Annotated in this window: 12 protein-coding genes, 1 tRNA gene and 1 pseudogene; 6 read left to right on the forward strand and 8 right to left on the reverse strand. The window is 34.4% G+C overall.

Annotation, left to right across the window (positions count from 1 at the left end; genetic code table 11):
* Positions 1-209 precede the first annotated feature (209 nt).
* From ACIGAM_RS10165 to ACIGAM_RS10190, 6 genes and pseudogenes are all read right to left on the reverse strand, one after another.
* A complete protein-coding gene (locus ACIGAM_RS10165; protein WP_396511355.1) occupies positions 210-3,242 on the reverse strand; it encodes a DNA polymerase III subunit alpha in 3,033 nt (1,010 codons plus the stop codon).
* A 32-nt stretch (positions 3,243-3,274) separates the two neighbouring features.
* Positions 3,275-4,495: a DNA polymerase IV gene (dinB, locus tag ACIGAM_RS10170; protein WP_396511356.1), complete on the reverse strand. Its 1,221-nt coding sequence runs from the start codon at positions 4,493-4,495 to the stop codon at positions 3,275-3,277.
* Positions 4,496-4,601: 106 nt separating this feature from the next.
* Positions 4,602-5,453 (reverse strand): EcsC family protein, encoded by an 852-nt coding sequence (locus tag ACIGAM_RS10175; RefSeq protein ID WP_396511357.1) that lies wholly within the window; start codon positions 5,451-5,453, stop codon positions 4,602-4,604.
* 34 nt (positions 5,454-5,487) lie between these two features.
* A pseudogene (locus ACIGAM_RS10180) lies at positions 5,488-5,664 on the reverse strand (malate:quinone oxidoreductase); the annotation flags it as partial.
* A gap of 141 nt (positions 5,665-5,805) precedes the next feature.
* Positions 5,806-5,994 (reverse strand): malate:quinone oxidoreductase, encoded by a 189-nt coding sequence (locus ACIGAM_RS10185; protein ID WP_396511637.1) that lies wholly within the window; start codon positions 5,992-5,994, stop codon positions 5,806-5,808.
* 310 nt (positions 5,995-6,304) lie between these two features.
* Positions 6,305-6,377, reverse strand: a tRNA-Phe gene (locus ACIGAM_RS10190).
* Positions 6,378-6,522: 145 nt separating this feature from the next.
* On the opposite strand from ACIGAM_RS10190, the gene ACIGAM_RS10195 reads away from it, so the two are divergent.
* The 6 genes from ACIGAM_RS10195 (at position 6,523) to ACIGAM_RS10220 (ending at position 14,209) form a co-directional block, all read left to right on the forward strand.
* Positions 6,523-7,254 carry a type III pantothenate kinase gene (locus ACIGAM_RS10195; protein ID WP_396511358.1) on the forward strand — a complete coding sequence of 244 codons (732 nt, stop codon included), beginning with the start codon at positions 6,523-6,525 and terminating at the stop codon, positions 7,252-7,254.
* Positions 7,254-8,510, forward strand: coding sequence for a hypothetical protein (locus ACIGAM_RS10200; RefSeq protein WP_396511359.1), 1,257 nt, complete (start codon positions 7,254-7,256; stop codon positions 8,508-8,510). Before ACIGAM_RS10195 ends, ACIGAM_RS10200 begins: the two co-directional genes overlap by 1 nt.
* Before the next feature lie 29 nt (positions 8,511-8,539).
* Positions 8,540-9,916, forward strand: a complete 1,377-nt coding sequence (locus tag ACIGAM_RS10205) for a tetratricopeptide repeat protein (protein ID WP_396511360.1) — start codon at positions 8,540-8,542, stop codon at positions 9,914-9,916.
* Positions 9,917-10,507 (forward strand): LPS export ABC transporter periplasmic protein LptC, encoded by a 591-nt coding sequence (lptC, locus tag ACIGAM_RS10210; RefSeq protein WP_396511361.1) that lies wholly within the window; start codon positions 9,917-9,919, stop codon positions 10,505-10,507.
* Positions 10,508-10,704: 197 nt separating this feature from the next.
* Entirely contained in the window at positions 10,705-11,991 is a 1,287-nt protein-coding gene (locus ACIGAM_RS10215) for a hemolysin family protein (RefSeq protein WP_396511362.1), read from the forward strand.
* Between the two features lie 97 nt (positions 11,992-12,088).
* Positions 12,089-14,209, forward strand: a complete 2,121-nt coding sequence (locus ACIGAM_RS10220) for a peptidylprolyl isomerase (RefSeq protein WP_396511363.1) — start codon at positions 12,089-12,091, stop codon at positions 14,207-14,209.
* A gap of 73 nt (positions 14,210-14,282) precedes the next feature.
* On the opposite strand, the gene ACIGAM_RS10225 is transcribed toward ACIGAM_RS10220, so the two are convergent.
* Both ACIGAM_RS10225 and ACIGAM_RS10230 read right to left on the reverse strand, forming a co-directional pair.
* The gene (locus ACIGAM_RS10225) at positions 14,283-15,197 is read right to left on the reverse strand and encodes a GYDIA family GHMP kinase (protein WP_396511364.1); all 915 of its coding nucleotides are present in this window, start codon (positions 15,195-15,197) and stop codon (positions 14,283-14,285) included.
* Position 15,198: 1 nt separating this feature from the next.
* On the reverse strand, positions 15,199-16,287 hold the full coding sequence (locus ACIGAM_RS10230) for a serine hydrolase domain-containing protein (protein WP_396511365.1): 1,089 nt from the start codon (positions 16,285-16,287) through the stop codon (positions 15,199-15,201).
* Position 16,288 lies beyond the last annotated feature (1 nt).

A 16,288-nucleotide genomic window follows, 5' to 3' on the forward strand; every position in this document is an offset into this window, starting at 1 on the left:
GTAGGTCGCCGCCTTGTTTTAGAAATCCGCATCATTTAGTTGATGCGGATTTTTTTTTGCCTAAAAGTCAAATCGTAGAAAGTAGAAAGTAGAAAGTAGAAAGTAGAAAATTACTATACACTACGTTAGGGATAGTAGTGGAAATCCTTAAAGCAATAGCTTCAAAAAGATTGAAGACTATAGCCCGACCCGAAAGGGAACGACACAACTTAATTTAAAAGTTTTATATTATTAGTAACGCTATTATTAGTTTTAATACTATCTTTTCGATTATAAGTTGCATCAAATCTTGGGTCAGCAACGTAAGCCATTCGCTCAAGTTTGAGAACTTCTATAGATAAGAAGTCAAATTCTTCAACTACTTTACCGGTAATTTTATAAATACCTTTTCCACTAAATTGATATTTTCTGGCAATAGTAGGAAAGTGTACTGTATCTAACCAGTCCCCTTGCTGATCTAAGAATGTGCCAAAATACATATACTCTTTTCTTGATGTAATGGCTTTTTTAACAGTAACTAAATATCCATAAATGTTAATTATGTTATTTAGATATTGTTGTAAATCATTACTTGATACAGTGTTTTCTGGTTCTATCTTAAGTAGTTGATATGGTGTTTCTAGTGTATAAGTAAGTAGTTCTAATTGATCAAATGCATTTTCTAGTTTTGTTATTTTAAATCTAGGTAACTTAAAGTCTTGCATTGATATATTAAAGAATTGTTTTTGGTTTTCAATTTTTGGACTATTATTTTCTTTATAATAAGCTTCCCATAATAAGGTTCTTTTATCTTTCCCTAAGCTTCTAAGGGCATCTATACGTATAAGAATATCAAGCTGCTCAATACTTAATGGCACGCGCTGAATGAAATCTGTAAACGATTTAAACGAGCTAAATGCACGAGCATTAATAATTTTAATCATAGATTTTTTTTCAAGACAGTCTAGATGCTGAAGACCTAAATAAATAGTTTTATTCTGTATGATTGTTTCAATATTACTGGTATTAATGCAGGGCGCTTCAATAATAGCTCCTTTCATACGGGCTTCATGAATATAAGTTTCAGTTCTATAAAAACCTCCACCATTATTTATGGTTGCTACCATATATTCTAAGGGATAATAGCATTTTAAATATAGGCTCTGATAACTTTCTACCGCGTATGAGGCAGAGTGCCCTTTAGCAAATGCATATCCTGCAAAACTTTCTATCTGGCGCCATACTTCATCTACTATTTCTTCTTCTTCGCCATTTTGAATGCAATTAGATTTAAATTTATCTTTTACATCTTGAAATTCTTTTCTTGATCTATACTTTCCACTCATTCCTCTTCTCAATACATCTGCTTCTCCTAAATCTAATTTAGCATAATGGTGAGCTACTTTAATTACATCTTCTTGATACACCATAATACCATAGGTATCTGGCATAATCTCGTATAATACTGGATGTGCCTCTTTACGACGCTCTATATGTCTATGTCTTAAAATATATTCTCGCATCATGCCGCTTTTAGCTACGCCTGGTCTAATAATAGAGCTTGCAGCTACTAGTGTAAGATAATTGTCAACTTTTAATTTTTTTAAAAGCATACGCATTGCAGGTGATTCTACATAAAAACATCCAACGCAGTCTGCCCGTGAAATCATTTCATTTATTTTTGGATCACTAAAAAATAATCGTGCATTGTGTATATCTGGGAGTTTAGCTTCTGGATGATTCTTTATGATAATTTCTATAGTATCTTTTATTTTTCCTAATCCCCGTTGTCCTAGAATATCAAACTTATATAAGCCAACATCTTCTGCGATATGCATATCAAATTGTACGGTCGGAAAATTTTTAGGAGGTAAATGTGTTGCAGAAAAATAATGAATGGGTTTGTCTGCAATTAAAATACCTGCAGCGTGAATACTTAGATAATTAGGTTTATCATTTAAATATGTACTGTATTTTAAAATTAATTTAGATATATCATCAAGTTGATTCAAACTATAACGGCCTTCACTAAGTTTATCTATCTCATGTTTTGGTAAACCAAAAACTTTACCTAATTCACGTACAGCCCCACTATGTTTAAATGTTACATACGACCCTAATAGAGCAGCCTGGTCGTTTTGCCCAAATTCTTTAAAAATAAATGATGTTACATCTTCCCGATCCCAGGTTGAAAAATCGATATCAAAGTCTGGAGGACTACTTCTAAACTCATTCATGAATCGCTCAAAATATAAGTCTAACTCAATGGGATCTACATCTGTAATGCGCAATAAATAAGCGACAATACTATTAGCACCACTACCTCTGCCTACATAGAAATAATTTTTACTACGAGCATATTCTATAATTTTCCAGTTTATTAAAAAAAATGAAACAAAGTTTTGACTTTTAATAAGTGAGAGTTCTTTTTCTACACGCTGTTTTATTTGTACTGTAATTTTATCATAGCGCTGTGGTAAACCTAGTTGACAAAGTTCATTGAGTTTTATGAAATCTTGTTCTTCAGAACTTAAAACTGTTTTTAAATTTTGAGGTTTTCTTTTTTTTGAAAAGTCAAAATGAATGGTACATAAATTTAAAATTGAAGTAGTATTCTTTATGATATGTGGATATTCTTGATTAATCTGATTAATTATTTCTGAAGAAAGTATTTTCTCATCTGGAGAGGCTTGCTCTTCTTTTATAAGTTTACTAAGTAATGAATTGGTGTCTATTGCTCTTAAAAGGCGATGAATATTGAAGTCTTTTTTATGGCGAAAAGTTACCGGTTGAAGCAGAACGAGTTTACTTTTAAAACTACTATAACTTGAAAATCGAAGCTTATTTAGTTCTTTAAAAGCGACTCCTATATACTCATTTTCTAAAAAATTGAATTTATCGAGTTCGAGTACCTTTTCAAAGGGGTAGATAATAATTGCATCTGAAATTTGAGGAGAATGATCCGGGAATTTAGTTTTATCGTGTAAATGCTTAGATAAGAAACTGTTAATATTTAAAAATCCATTATTATTTTGTGCAAGCATAATGTAGCACTGTCGCATACCATTTCTAAAATCTACACCTACTACAGGCTTTATTTTTTTTTCTTTAGCCTTACTAATAAACTTTAAGCAGGCAGAAGTGTTATTAATATCTGTGAGTGCAATACAGCTTAGCTTATTTTGAATAGCAAGATCAATTAACTCTTCTTCTGAAAGCGTACCATATCGTAGACTGAAATACGTATGACAGTTTAAAAACATAATTAAATTATTTGCTTAATTAGAGATGTGTCTTATTGATGCCTATGTGCTAAAACTATAGGAGGCTGCCCATTAAAGGGATTTCCCTGACCACCTATAGTTCTTGAGCCTTCTCCCATTGTGCCAGCTCTCATAATACTGCGATCGCCGTAGCGAATACGTATCTCATCCATAGCTTTATATAAGTTGACCGTACGGTTTGTGTTTTCAAATAAATCTATTTGATAATGACCTTCAGTAAGACCGCTAAAGCGAACACCCACCAGCCTAATAAGTAATCTTCTATTATATAGTTTTTCAAAAATCTCTAATACTTGTGGTATTAAATTATGATCTGCAGCTGTGTATGGTATTTTTAGTTGCTTAGAAAAAGTTTGAAAATCTGAATACCGAACTTTAACCATAATACAAGAAGTTAATTTATTACCACGACGCAGCTGAAATGCAAGGTTTTCTGCCATTGCGTGAATAGTTGTTTTCAATTTATTTATATCTGTAGTATCCTGCCCGTACGTACGCTCACTTGATATAGATTTACGCTCGTGATATTGAATAATAGGAGAGCGGTCTATGCCATTTGCGCGTTCCCAAATTACTCTGCCATTTTTACCAAAAACGGAAATCATCATTTCGACCGGCATTTGCTGAACAAGACCTATGTTCTTTACTCCAAGATTGCAAAATGTACGGAAGGTTTTCTCACCTACCATAGGTATTTTTTTTATAGAAAGCGGTTCGAGAAATAGTTTTTCATAACCAGCATCTACTTTAAGCTGACTGTCTGGCTTTGCTTCATTAGTAGCAACCTTAGAAACTGTTTTATTAATTGAAAGGCCAAAAGAAATAGGCAATCCTGTTTCTCTAATTACTTTTGAACGTAGTTCTTTAGCAAATTTGTAGCAACCAAAAAAACGATCCATACCAGTGAGGTCTGCATAAAATTCATCAACACTAGCTTTCTCCAAAATAGGTACTTCTTGCTGAAGAATATCGGTAACCATTTTTGAGTACTTAGTGTACATGCCGGCATTACCCCTTATGTAGAATGCTTGTGGTAAAAGTTGCTTTGCCATTTTAATAGGCATACCTGAGTGAACACCGTATTTTCTTGATTCATAACTTGCTGCGCTAACTACACCGCGATCACCTGTGCCACCCACTATTACAGGTTTTCCTATGAGTTTACTATTCGCTAAACGTTCACAAGAGACAAAAAAAGTATCAAGATCAAGATGTAAAATATTTCGATTCATATAATTGGAATTATTACAAAAATATGGAAATATTCCTAACTCTAAGAAACAATCTAATTTCTGAATAGTTAATTATTCAGTTTTAAATAGCTAAATAATTTTTAAGTTATTCAGAAATAGGAAGTTGTTTAGGTGTAATGTGTTCATAAGTTTCCTGAATGAGTGCTTTAGAATATTTACGTTCTAAACGTCTCAAAGTAAAATGTGCAGTTGCCATTTTTTGAAAATGAGAAATAAACAAAACATTAATAGATGCTCCGGCAGCAGCACCTAATACAGGAATTGCCTGAGCTGCAAATTTCTCACTCACCTGAACGCTAAAGCGTGCTGCTACTTGATTAATGAGTTTTGCTAATGGTGCGGCGGTTTGAGAAGCTAATGTTTCAATTATATTTTTTGTTCCATTCTCTGCTATATATACACTGGTTTGATTCATAGCAGTATGAAGTGCTGCTCGAGTTGCATAATAACTTGTGTCTAGCTCATCATCATCTTCTGAAGTTCCCCCTAATGCGAAAACCTGCAGGCATGCGAGTTGTGTATTTATATCGTGTACATCTTCTCCCTGACTTCGTGCGATATCCATAATAGATCGCATCATAAATTTTGTAGAAATCAATAAGTCTGCAGTAAAACCAGCTACACCAAAGAAGCCACCTGTAGCTCCTGAAAGCCCGGTTACCACTTTGTAGGTAATATTTGAAGAAGGTGTGAATTGTCTTCCTTTATTGAGCGTTTTTAAATTTGCTTTTACAGATAGCTGCAAGGCTTTTTGAATGGTACTACTTATTTTGTCCTGATATTTTTCTGGAAGCAATGTTAAACCAGAGTCTATAGGTGTACCTATGGTATTTAAAGCACGCATCAAAAAGGAAACTTCATCAAGATCTTTTTTAGATTTTTTGATAAGAACCAGATCTTCTAAGCTTATTTTATCTATTTGGGCTAAATGCGTCATTGTTTTAAATTCTAGTTAATTTACTACTGAAGAATTACAAGTTTAAAGTTTTTTCTACGTAGCTTAAATTTTCTTTAAAGGATTCTTTAGTAAACTTATTTATATAACCGGGAACGATTTTTTGAAGCTTTTGTTTTGTTTCAGCAGAACTTAGGAGTTCTGGAAAGGCTTTTTCTAAAACATCTAAGATAATTTTTACAGATGTAGTAGCTCCCGGTGAGGCTCACAACAAGCAGGTGATTCTGCCGTCTTTACTACTTATTACTTCGGTTCTAAATTCTTAATTAACTTCAGTGCCTCGTTCAATACGTGAAGCAGCCATTTTCTCATTAGTATTGCGATCGTGCATCATTTACGGAAACCATTCTTTCATCTTATTCTCATCTTGTGTAAAATCTATGTTATCAAACATAAAATGTGACTTCATAGTTTCAAAACGCTTTTTGAGATAGGCGACATCATTAGAACCGGTAATCAAGCTGGGATGTGGGACATTCGAAATAAAAGTTGAGGGGTCTTTAATATGGTTTTCTATTACCAGAAAGGACCAGAATTATTTAAAAATTTCAAACTGATTAGAAATAGAAATGGCGTTGCTAAAAGCGAAACCTTCAAGACGCTCTAAAATGAGAATTTTAAGATCTGGCTTTAGAAGTCTGTCAATTAGGGCGATAGTAGCACTAATTACCCTAACACCTAAGCTATATTAGTAATGTCTTCGCTCATCTAATTTGTATTTTAATTAAAATTAGAGAGGTCGAGTTAATTTTATAGCAAGTCATTGTTAATAATTAAGGAAGAAAATACTATAAAACAAAAAACCCCGAAACGTAAGTTTCAGGGTTTTGTTGTGGTACCTCCAGGAATCGAACCAGGGACACACGGATTTTCAGTCCGTTGCTCTACCAACTGAGCTAAGGTACCTCGCCTAAGCGGCTGCAAATATAAAATCAAATTTTAGATTGCACAACCTAATTTGATAAAATTAATTAATTTTTTTTGAGAGCTTTTGCTAAATGTGTGAGCACGAGGCATTGAGTATTTGTATTATTGCAAAAAAAAATCAGCAATGATAAATCTGGCTATCGATTTAGGTAATACACGCATAAAATTTGGAGTATTTGATCAGAATATCCTAAAAAACAATTGGGCAGGTAATAGTGACGCAGCAAAAATAAAATTTGAACAAATCTTAAAAGAATTTAAAGTAGATCATATTATGATTTGTGCTACGGGCAATTCAAAAGATTTTGTCACGTTTGTAGAAAATAGGGGTCTTTCTTTTGAATTGATATCATCATTCACACCTATGCCTTTTATAAATGGATATAAAACGCCACATACGTTAGGTATAGATAGAATGATTTTAGTAGCAAGTGCACACGAAGATTTTTCTGGTGAAAATGTGTTGATTATTGATGCCGGCACGTGTGTAACATATGATTTTAAAGATGCTAGTGATATATATCAGGGAGGTTCAATCTCTCCAGGTTTACAAATGCGTTTTAATGCAATGCATGAGTTTACGGCACGGTTGCCGTATTTAACACCTGTAGAAACAAAAATTGATGTTATAGGAAAAGACACAAATGAGGCAATGCAGTCTGGTGTTGTGAATGGTTTAATAGCAGAAATAGACGGTCTAATAGACTGGTATAAAGGAAAATTTGGAGATTTAAAGATTATTTTAACAGGAGGAGACGGGCAATTTTTGTCTGGTAGGCTAAAAAATGGCATCTTTGCCAACTCAAATTTTCTCCTGAAAGGACTGAATTATATAACAGTATTTAATAAAAGTTAATGATAAAAAGATTTTTAGTAGTTGTTTTGGTTTGTATTTCGGCTTCTGCGTTAGCTCAGGAAGGTAATTCTTCACCGTATTCTTTTTACGGATTGGGAATTTCGAACTTTAAAGGTTCGGTAGAGAATCAAGCAATGGGAGGTTTGAGTATTTTAGGAGATAGCACACACATAAATTTTAGAAATGCTGCTGGTTATGGTGCTTTAAAGTTGACAAATTTTACAATTGGAGCAAATCACAGGGAGACAGATTTAACCAGTAATGGTGAAAATGGCCATACTACTTCTACTACTATAGATTATTTAGCTCTAGCATTTCCGGTTTCTAAAAAAGTGGGTGTAGGTTTCGGTTTAGTTCCAGAGACTTCTGTTGATTATCAAATATTAAATGCGGGAGAAACAAGCCTAACTCAATATTCTGGTAGAGGTGGCGTAAATCGTGCTTTTTTAGCCGCCGGAGTAGAACTTCTTAAAGGGTTTAGATTAGGAGCAGAGGGAAGTTATAACTTTGGAAACATTCGTAATGAGATTATTCAGGTAGATGCAGGTCAACAATATAGCGTGCGAGAGATTGATAGATCTGACATTAAGGGATTAACTTATAATTTTGGGGCTCAATATGAGGCTACATTTGCAAAAAAATATAAAGTTTATTCTTCAGCAAATTTTCAACCAGAAACAAATTTGACACTAAATAATGATAGATCGTTACAGTCTGTTGTTTATTCACAAACTGATAAAGCTGTTGTTAGCGTTATTGACTCTCAGGATACTAATTTAGCAGATACAGAAAGTATTGTGCCTAATATGTATTCTTTTGGACTAGGATTTGGAGAGACTAACAAGTGGTTCGCTGGGGGCCAGGTAGAATTTTTAGAAAGCAGTAAATTAACTAACAGATCTTTTATTACTCCTGAAGCAACTTACGATGATTCTTTTAAATATCGCTTAGGAGGATATTTTGTTCCAGATTATAATTCTATCACAAGTTACTGGAGTAGAGTTACTTATAGGTTAGGTGCTCGGTATGAGGAGTCAGGTTTAATAATACAAAATGAGTCTATTGATGAGTTTGGCATATCTTTTGGTCTTGGATTACCGTTAGGACGAGGATTTAGTAATGCCAACTTAACTTTTGAATACGGTCAACGCGGAACGACAAACGTAGGCTTAGTTAAAGAAGATTTTTTCAAAGTAGGCCTTAGTTTGTCATTAAATCCACTTAGACCGTGGTTTGTGCCTAACAAATACAACTAAAATTATTAATATTGCTTTTAAACCATTTAATGATGAAAACTAAATTAACACTACTATTTATAGCCCTTGTAGGAGCAGTAAATTTCGTTAGCGCACAAGCTACTGAAGAATGCGTTACAACAATGTCTATTTTTTCAGAGCACGCAAAAGTAAAAAATTACGATGCGGCTTATGAACCATTTATGAAATTGCGTAAAGAATGTCCTACTACTTCTTTTGCGTTGTATCAATATGGGGAGCGTATCTTAAAATATAAAATCGAGAATTCTTCCGGGGCTGAGCAAATGGCTTTTCTTGAAGATTTGAAGAAAATGTACCAAGAGAAAAAAACTCATTTTGCTGCAAAAACTAGCGAAGGGGAGGATATATCTGACGTAGCTATTGTTATGTACGATAGTAAAATAGGTACTGCTCAAGAGCAATATGCACAGTTTAACAAATCCTGGGAAACAGATAAAGCGACATTTACTAACGCAAAAGGTTTATATGAGTATTTTGTATTAGCTGTTGAATTACAAGAAGCGGGTTCTATTGAGTTACAGGAGGTTTTTGATATGTATGATAAAGTACAGGAGAAAATCACTGAAGAGCAAGATGGTTATGCTAAGCGTATGGAAACAATCTTAGAGAAAAAAGAGGCAGGTACTGCACTTTCTGCTCAAGAGAAAAAATTAGAACAAGTTGCAGAAGTAAACTTAGATAACTACTCTAAAGTTTCTGCAGGTATCAATCAGAAATTAGGTGTATTGGCAGATTGCGATCGTCTAGTTCCTTTTTACGAGGCTGCTTGGGATGAGAAGAAAGGCGATGTAACTTGGGTTAAAAATGCCGCAGGTCGTTTAGTTTCTAAAGAATGTACAGATAGTCCATTATTCGTAAAGTTAGTTGAGCAATTAAATACATTAGAGCCATCTGCAGAAACGTCATATTACTTAGGTCGTCTTGCTGAACAACGTGGTGAAAATGCTAACGCATTAAAATATTACGAAGAGTCTGCAAATCGTCAAACAGATCCTTCTAAGAAAGCCAAAGTTTTCTATCAGTTAGCTGAGAACTTTAGGAAGAAAGGAAGTATGAGTAATGCACGTAGCTATTACCTAAAGGCTGTTGCTGCAAAACCTTCTATGGGTATTGTTTATCTTAAAATTGCAGATATGTATGCAGGCAGTGCAAATAGCTGTGGAGATAGCGTATTTAACAAAAGAGCAATCTATTGGTTAGCTGCAGATATGGCTGCACGTGCAGGAGCAATTGATCCTTCTTTATCTAGTGTTGCTCAAAAAACGGCTGCTGCTTATAGAGGATTAGCTCCAGACCGTACTATGATTTTTAATGCAGGTAATGCAGGTCAACGTATTAATTTTAGCTGCTGGGTAGGTGGCGGAGTTACCGTTCCTAATTTATAAGTGAGTACATCACATAAACATATAATCTTAAACTTAGTCACAGCATTAGCTGTGACTTTGTTTTTTAGTTGTGGTAATAGCTCAGAAGATCTTCAAAAGTTTAATCAACGTACAGACGGGCCTTCGGCAGAAGGAGAAGGCGTTGTTTTAAAATATACAGATTCTGGTAAAGTTGTAGCTACGCTAAAAACCCCATTGCTTATAGATTATGGCTTATTAAATTTTCCGTATCAAGAGTTTCCTAATGGTGTTGAAGTTACTTTTATAGATGATACTAAGAAAGAGAATTATATAACTGCAGATTACGCAATTAGATACACTAGAACAAACCTAATTGATATGCGTAAAAATGTGGTTCTTATAACTAGCGATTCTACACGATTAGATGCATCTCAGTTGTTTTGGGATCAACGAAATAAATGGGTTTTTACAGATAAGCCCTATACAATTAAGTTTCCTGATGACTCCTACAATAGTGGAGATTTATTTGACAGCAGTGAGGACTTCAAAAATTTTATATCTTTAGATAACCAAAGTAGAATGTATGTTAAAGAAAAACCTAATTCTACTAAAAACGATAGTTTATTATAATGTCTAAGTACTTTAAATATTTCGAATACGCTTATTTAATCTTTGCGGCACTGTTTTTATTTGAAGCCGTAAGAGTATGGTCTGTTGAGCCTAGTAAGGCATATCTTTACTTGTTTTTTGTTGTAATTGCTATAGGCATGTACTTCTTTAAGCGTCGCTTTAGGAAGAAATATGAACAAGGCAGCCAGAAGTAATTTATGGAAACAGAAATTCTGATCATTGTAGTTTCCTTAATTCTTTCCGCATTTTTCTCCGGGATGGAGATAGCATATGTTTCTTCTAATAAGATTCATATCGAAATAGAAAAAAAACAAAATGATCTTATTGCTAAAGTTCTTACCCGCTTAACCGAAAAACCATCTAAGTTCATTGCCACTATGCTGGTTGGAAACAATCTTGCTCTGGTAATTTACGCCTATTTTATGGGCGATCTTTTACAGGGTTGGTTAGAGGGTGCAGATTTTGGCTATGCCTGGCTTACTAACTTCTTTGTAGAATTTAGTTTGCTTACACAAACAATTATTTCTACACTACTTGTATTATTTACTGCCGAGTTTTTACCTAAAGTATTCTTTCAGATTTATGCAAACTCGCTGCTAAAGATTTTTGCGGTTCCTGCATATCTATTCTATGTTGTTTTTAGTTTCTTGTCAACCTTTATCATTTGGATTTCAGATTTACTGCTAAAGAAATTTTTTAAAACTGAAGGCGACGAAGTCCAATTGGCTTTTACTAAAGTAGAATTAGGAAATTATATAAACGAGCAAATAGATTCTTTTGAAACAAATGAAGAACTTGATTCTGAAATACAAATTTTTCAGAATGCTTTAGAATTTTCAGAAGTAAAATCACGCGAAGTAATGATACCCCGTACAGAAATTGTTGCGGTAGAAAAAAATCAATCTCCTTCAGATTTAAATAGGCAATTCACAGAAACAGGTCTTTCAAAAATCCTCGTTTATCAAGATTCTATAGATGATATTATAGGGTATGTACACTCTTTTGAACTCTTTAAAAAACCGGTAACTATTACTGATATTCTTATGCCCGTAATATTTGTGCCTGAGACTATGCTTGTAAAAGATGTTCTAAGCATCTTGATAAAAAAGCGTAAAAGTATGGCCGTGGTTATAGATGAATACGGTGGAACTAGCGGCATGATGACGGTTGAAGATATTGTAGAAGAACTTTTTGGGGAGATAGAAGACGAGCACGATAGTGTGGTTCTTATTGAAGAAAAATTAGAAGAAGATACTTATAAATTTTCAGCACGACTTGAAGTTGATTATTTAAATGAAACCTATAAGCTAGAATTGCCTGAAGATGAGAATTATGAGACCCTTGGAGGACTTATAGTAAATCATACTGAAGGAATTCCTGAAGAAGGTGATATTGTGGATATTGAGGGGTACCAGTTCCATATTATTCAAACTTCAAATACTAAAATTGAATTGGTAAAGGTGCGTGTCGTTGAAAACGATTAATACCTAGATTACTAACTCTTTTTATTTTGCTGATTTTACATTTCATTTTTTCATTTAAAATGGTATTTTCGCCCACTATTTGACAAACACATAAACAATGGCAGTTTTAAACAAGATTAGACAACGCTCGGTATTTTTAATTGCAATTATAGCACTGGCTTTATTTGCATTTGTACTGGCAGATGTGCTAAAAAACGGTGGTTTTTCTACTCAAAAATCACAACGTATCCTAGGTTCGGTAAATGATGAGGATATAGAGCAGCAAGAATTTGCCGGACTGGTTGAAAGCCAGACTGCACGTTACGGGGCGGGCATTACTACAACTCAGGCTGTAAATGCTGCTTGGGAACAAGAAGTACGTCGTATTTTGCTTGATGAGCAGTACGAAGATTTAGGTATTACTGTAGAGCAAGATCGTATTAACAATTTATTGAAAGAAGCTTTACAAAACGATCCTAACTTTCAGAATGACGGTGTTTTTAGTGAGCAAAAGTTACGTGAATATGTAGCAACTTTAAAATCTACAAATCCTACTATGTATGCACAGTGGGTAGATTATGAGAAGCAATTAGCAAATAACGAACAGCAACAAATATATTTTAGCCTTATTAAAGCTGGTTTAAATACAAGTTTTAAAGAAGGTCAAATGGCTTATGAGTTAGAAAATAATCTTAGAGACTTAGAATATGTTCAGGTCCCTTATGCTTCTATAGCAGACGATCAGGTAACAGTTTCTAAAGAAGATATTGCTGCTTATCTTGAAGATCATAAATCAGAATTTAAATCTGAAGCTACCAGAAACTTGCGTTATGTAATGTTTTCTGAAGCTCCTTCTCTTTCTGACGAAGATGCGTTAAAGGGGAGTGTTTCTTCACTTTTAAATAAGCGTGTAGAATATACAGCTGCAACAAAAACTAATGACACGGTTAGTGGTCTGGCTGCAACAACAAATCCTGAAGAATTTGTAAATGAATATTCAGACTTGCGTTATTCTGATGCTTATTTATTTAAAAATGAGTTGCCGGGTTCTGTAGGAGATACTCTTTTTGGTCTAAATGAAGGTTCTGTTTATGGTCCTTACAAAGACAATGGGTATTACAAAATATCAAAAGTTGTTGGCGTAAGTCAAATACCTGATTCTGTAAAAGCATCTCACATACTTCTTACCTATGAAGGACTTGCAAATGCAGCTAGCCAAACACGATCTAAGGCAGAAGCTAAGAATTTAGCAGACAGTCTTGCTTCAGTAATAAAAGCAACGCCATCAAAACTTGCAGAATTAGCTCCTGAGTTTTCTGCGGACGGCAGTAAAGAAAAAGGCGGTGATTTAGGTTACGCGACTAAAGGAAGATATGTAAAGCCTTTTAATGACTTTATCTTTAATGGTAGTACTGGCGAGGTAGGGGTAGTAGAATCTCAATATGGCTATCATGTTATCAAAATAGATGACCAGAAAAATAAGCAACGCGCTATTAAATTAGCGACGGTTGCTAAAGAAATAGAGCCATCTCAAGAGACAATTAATGAAGTTTTTAATGCAACTACAAAATTTCAAATGGCTGTGTCTGATGATAAAAATTCTTTTGAAGAAGCAGCTAAAGCTGAAAACTATACAGTAAGACCTGTAAATAGTATTAAAGCCTTAGACGAGACATTGCCAGGTCAGGGTAGTCAGCGTGAGATTATACGTTGGGCTTTTAATGAGGAAACTAAAACGGGAGATGTACAGCGTTTTAATGTAGAAGGTGGCTACCTTGTAGTACAACTTACTGCTAAAACTGAAAAAGGATTAATGGCTGTAGATCAAGCTTCTCCTCGAGTAACTCCAATTATTCGTAATGAGAAAAAAGCTGAACTGATTAAGAAAAAAATTACAGGTAAAGATCTTAATACGATTGCATCTGCAAATAATGTAAGTGTTCAAACTTCAAATGGAGTAAACCTTAAAAATCCTACATTAGCAGGAGCAGGTACAGAGCCAAAGGTTATGGGTGTTGCTTTTGGTCTTGACAAAGGTGGCGTTTCAAACCCTGTTGCTGGTGATAAAGGTGTTTATGTAGTGAAGGTAGTAAATGTTACTCCTGCTCGTAAGCTTGATAACTATGCTAGTTTTGCAATGCAAAAAGATAATGCAGATAGAGCTAATGTAAATTTCACTGTTCTACAAGCATTAAAAGATGCAGCTAAGATTGAAGATAAAAGAGCTGATTTTTATTAATCAGTATATCATATTGTATAAAAAAAGAGCCGCTTTTTAAGCGGCTCTTTTTTTATACATAAATTTCTAAATCCTAGAATACCATATCGCCGTAAGAAATTATAGTATGATAGCCCTTATTTCTAAAGTAATTAAGATCTTCTGGGCTTGCAGTCACTAGAATAAAATCACCGCCCCAGCCGCCTAAACTTTTTATGCTTCCGTGGTAATCTGCAAATAGTTGTTGCTTTATAGTTGGTGTGTTTAAAACAGAAGCTATGATGCGCTCGTGAGCGTCTATAAGAGCTCTAAAACTCAGTAGCTCTTCACAGCTAAGTAATGTCTCGCTAATACCGGAAACCTTGTTAATCGCGCTCTCCAGGCTTTCTTTGGGTTGTTTTCTGTAATTTGAGATAGCGTCTCTGCTATTTTGTTTCTTATTAAGATGTATAAAATACAATTGATCCCCAAATGGAGGATTAAATTGAGTTTGTAAAACACGTGGTTTTTGATCTTTAAGTTGATACAAAATAGGAGTGTGATTACTTGCGCAGGCAATGTCATAACCACTACCTCCAAATGTTAGATCTAACAAAGCGTATGCGTCTACTTCTGCCCATTCTGCAAGTGTATAAATGAGTGTAGAAGAAGAGCCCAGTCCCCAATTGCTTTCAAACTCTAAGGTTGTGGTTACTTTTATATTTTTTGCGTCTTTCAAAAATTGCGAATTCAAACTCTGTGCTGCTGCAAGTAGTTGAATCAATCGATCTTTAGGATCTGCTGGTTGTTCGGGTAGTGATTTTTTTAAATCATCATAGGTTAGATGCGTAGTAAACCAGAGTTCACCAGAAGACTTAAGACTTACCCAGGTTATTCCTTCTGTAGTAGCGTCTTCTACAACCAGAATTTGTCCTTTTTGAGTAGGTATAGCCAGTGCCAAGGCTCCATCTAAAACGAGATACTCTCCGGTTATAAGAAGTTTTCCGTGGCCATAGAATCGCTGGGTCATATTATTTCTTAGATTTTTGAGGTTGTGAAGATATGAGTTGCTGTAAATTATAAATAGCTTCCACAGCCTCAGCAGAGGCTGTATTCATAAGTATTACAACGGCTATTTTTTCATTTGGTAAGATTACGGTATGGCTGTAGTAAGTACCTGCGCTACCATCATGAAAACTCATTTTTTCAGCATCTTTGATAACATTTCCCCAGCCATATGCGTACGGACTCAGACCAAAATGTAACCATTTATAATCGTCTGCATTGAGATAATTACTCATTCCTAAAAGCCCTTTTAGATGTAGCTGTATAAATCTGCTGTAATCGAGTATATTCATAGAAATGTCTCCGGCACTAGACATATAATCTGGTAATTTATAATCGTGCTCTGGTGAGAGAGCTTCAAATACTCCCTTTTGATCCCAATGTCCCCAGGGATATGTAGCGTTTTCTTTATTGGGAAATCCTATGAAGTACTCTAAATCTAATTCCTGCATAGTTTGATCTACTAATTCCCGGTAGGTTTTACCTGAAGCTCGTTCTAGCATTAGAGCTGCTAACACATAGCCGGCATTAGAATAAGTTCCTTTCTTAATGGCTTTTTCTGATAATACACTTTTTGAAAATGAATATCTATTTTCACTAATAGACCCCTTAAAGTTTGTAAATTTTGTTAGCTCAGAGCCTTTAGTATACGGTCGTATTTGAGCATTATGTGATAATAAGTCACCTAAAGTAATATCAGAATATACAGATTTACTGCTTGATTCTAATTCTGGGAATAATTTAAAGAAAGGTGTACCCCAATTTATTTCTCCTTGCTCAGTAAGGCGCATTGCAATAAAAGAGGTTATTGCTTTTGTATTAGACCCTAAATGGAATTTAGCGTTTTTAGAAATTTGCTCCTTTTTTGAGAATCTTGCTTTGCCATTTACATAACTAAATATTGAGTCTGGTGTAATTAAACTAACTGCAATTGCCGGTATTTGATGAGCCTGCTGCGCTTGCTTAATTTTGGTTTTTAAATCATTAGAAAGCTCTTGAGCGGGACACAGGCTAACTAAAAAAATAAAAAATAACAGGCTGAAAGTTAATTTCATA

It is taken from the genome of Leeuwenhoekiella sp. NPDC079379, assembly GCF_044542075.1.
Classification (GTDB): domain Bacteria; phylum Bacteroidota; class Bacteroidia; order Flavobacteriales; family Flavobacteriaceae; genus Leeuwenhoekiella.

Bases quoted from the DNA above. Each gene is read 5' to 3' on its own strand.
- ACIGAM_RS10165 (WP_396511355.1), bottom strand. From the start codon at position 3,242: ATGTTTTTAAACTGTCATACGTATTTCAGTCTACGATATGGTACGCTT.
- dinB (WP_396511356.1), bottom strand. From the start codon at position 4,495: ATGAATCGAAATATTTTACATCTTGATCTTGATACTTTTTTTGTCTCT.
- ACIGAM_RS10175 (WP_396511357.1), bottom strand. From the start codon at position 5,453: ATGACGCATTTAGCCCAAATAGATAAAATAAGCTTAGAAGATCTGGTT.
- ACIGAM_RS10195 (WP_396511358.1), top strand. From the start codon at position 6,523: ATGATAAATCTGGCTATCGATTTAGGTAATACACGCATAAAATTTGGA.
- ACIGAM_RS10200 (WP_396511359.1), top strand. From the start codon at position 7,254: ATGATAAAAAGATTTTTAGTAGTTGTTTTGGTTTGTATTTCGGCTTCT.
- ACIGAM_RS10205 (WP_396511360.1), top strand. From the start codon at position 8,540: ATGATGAAAACTAAATTAACACTACTATTTATAGCCCTTGTAGGAGCA.
- ACIGAM_RS10215 (WP_396511362.1), top strand. From the start codon at position 10,705: ATGGAAACAGAAATTCTGATCATTGTAGTTTCCTTAATTCTTTCCGCA.
- ACIGAM_RS10220 (WP_396511363.1), top strand. From the start codon at position 12,089: ATGGCAGTTTTAAACAAGATTAGACAACGCTCGGTATTTTTAATTGCA.
- ACIGAM_RS10225 (WP_396511364.1), bottom strand. From the start codon at position 15,197: ATGACCCAGCGATTCTATGGCCACGGAAAACTTCTTATAACCGGAGAG.
- ACIGAM_RS10230 (WP_396511365.1), bottom strand. From the start codon at position 16,287: ATGAAATTAACTTTCAGCCTGTTATTTTTTATTTTTTTAGTTAGCCTG.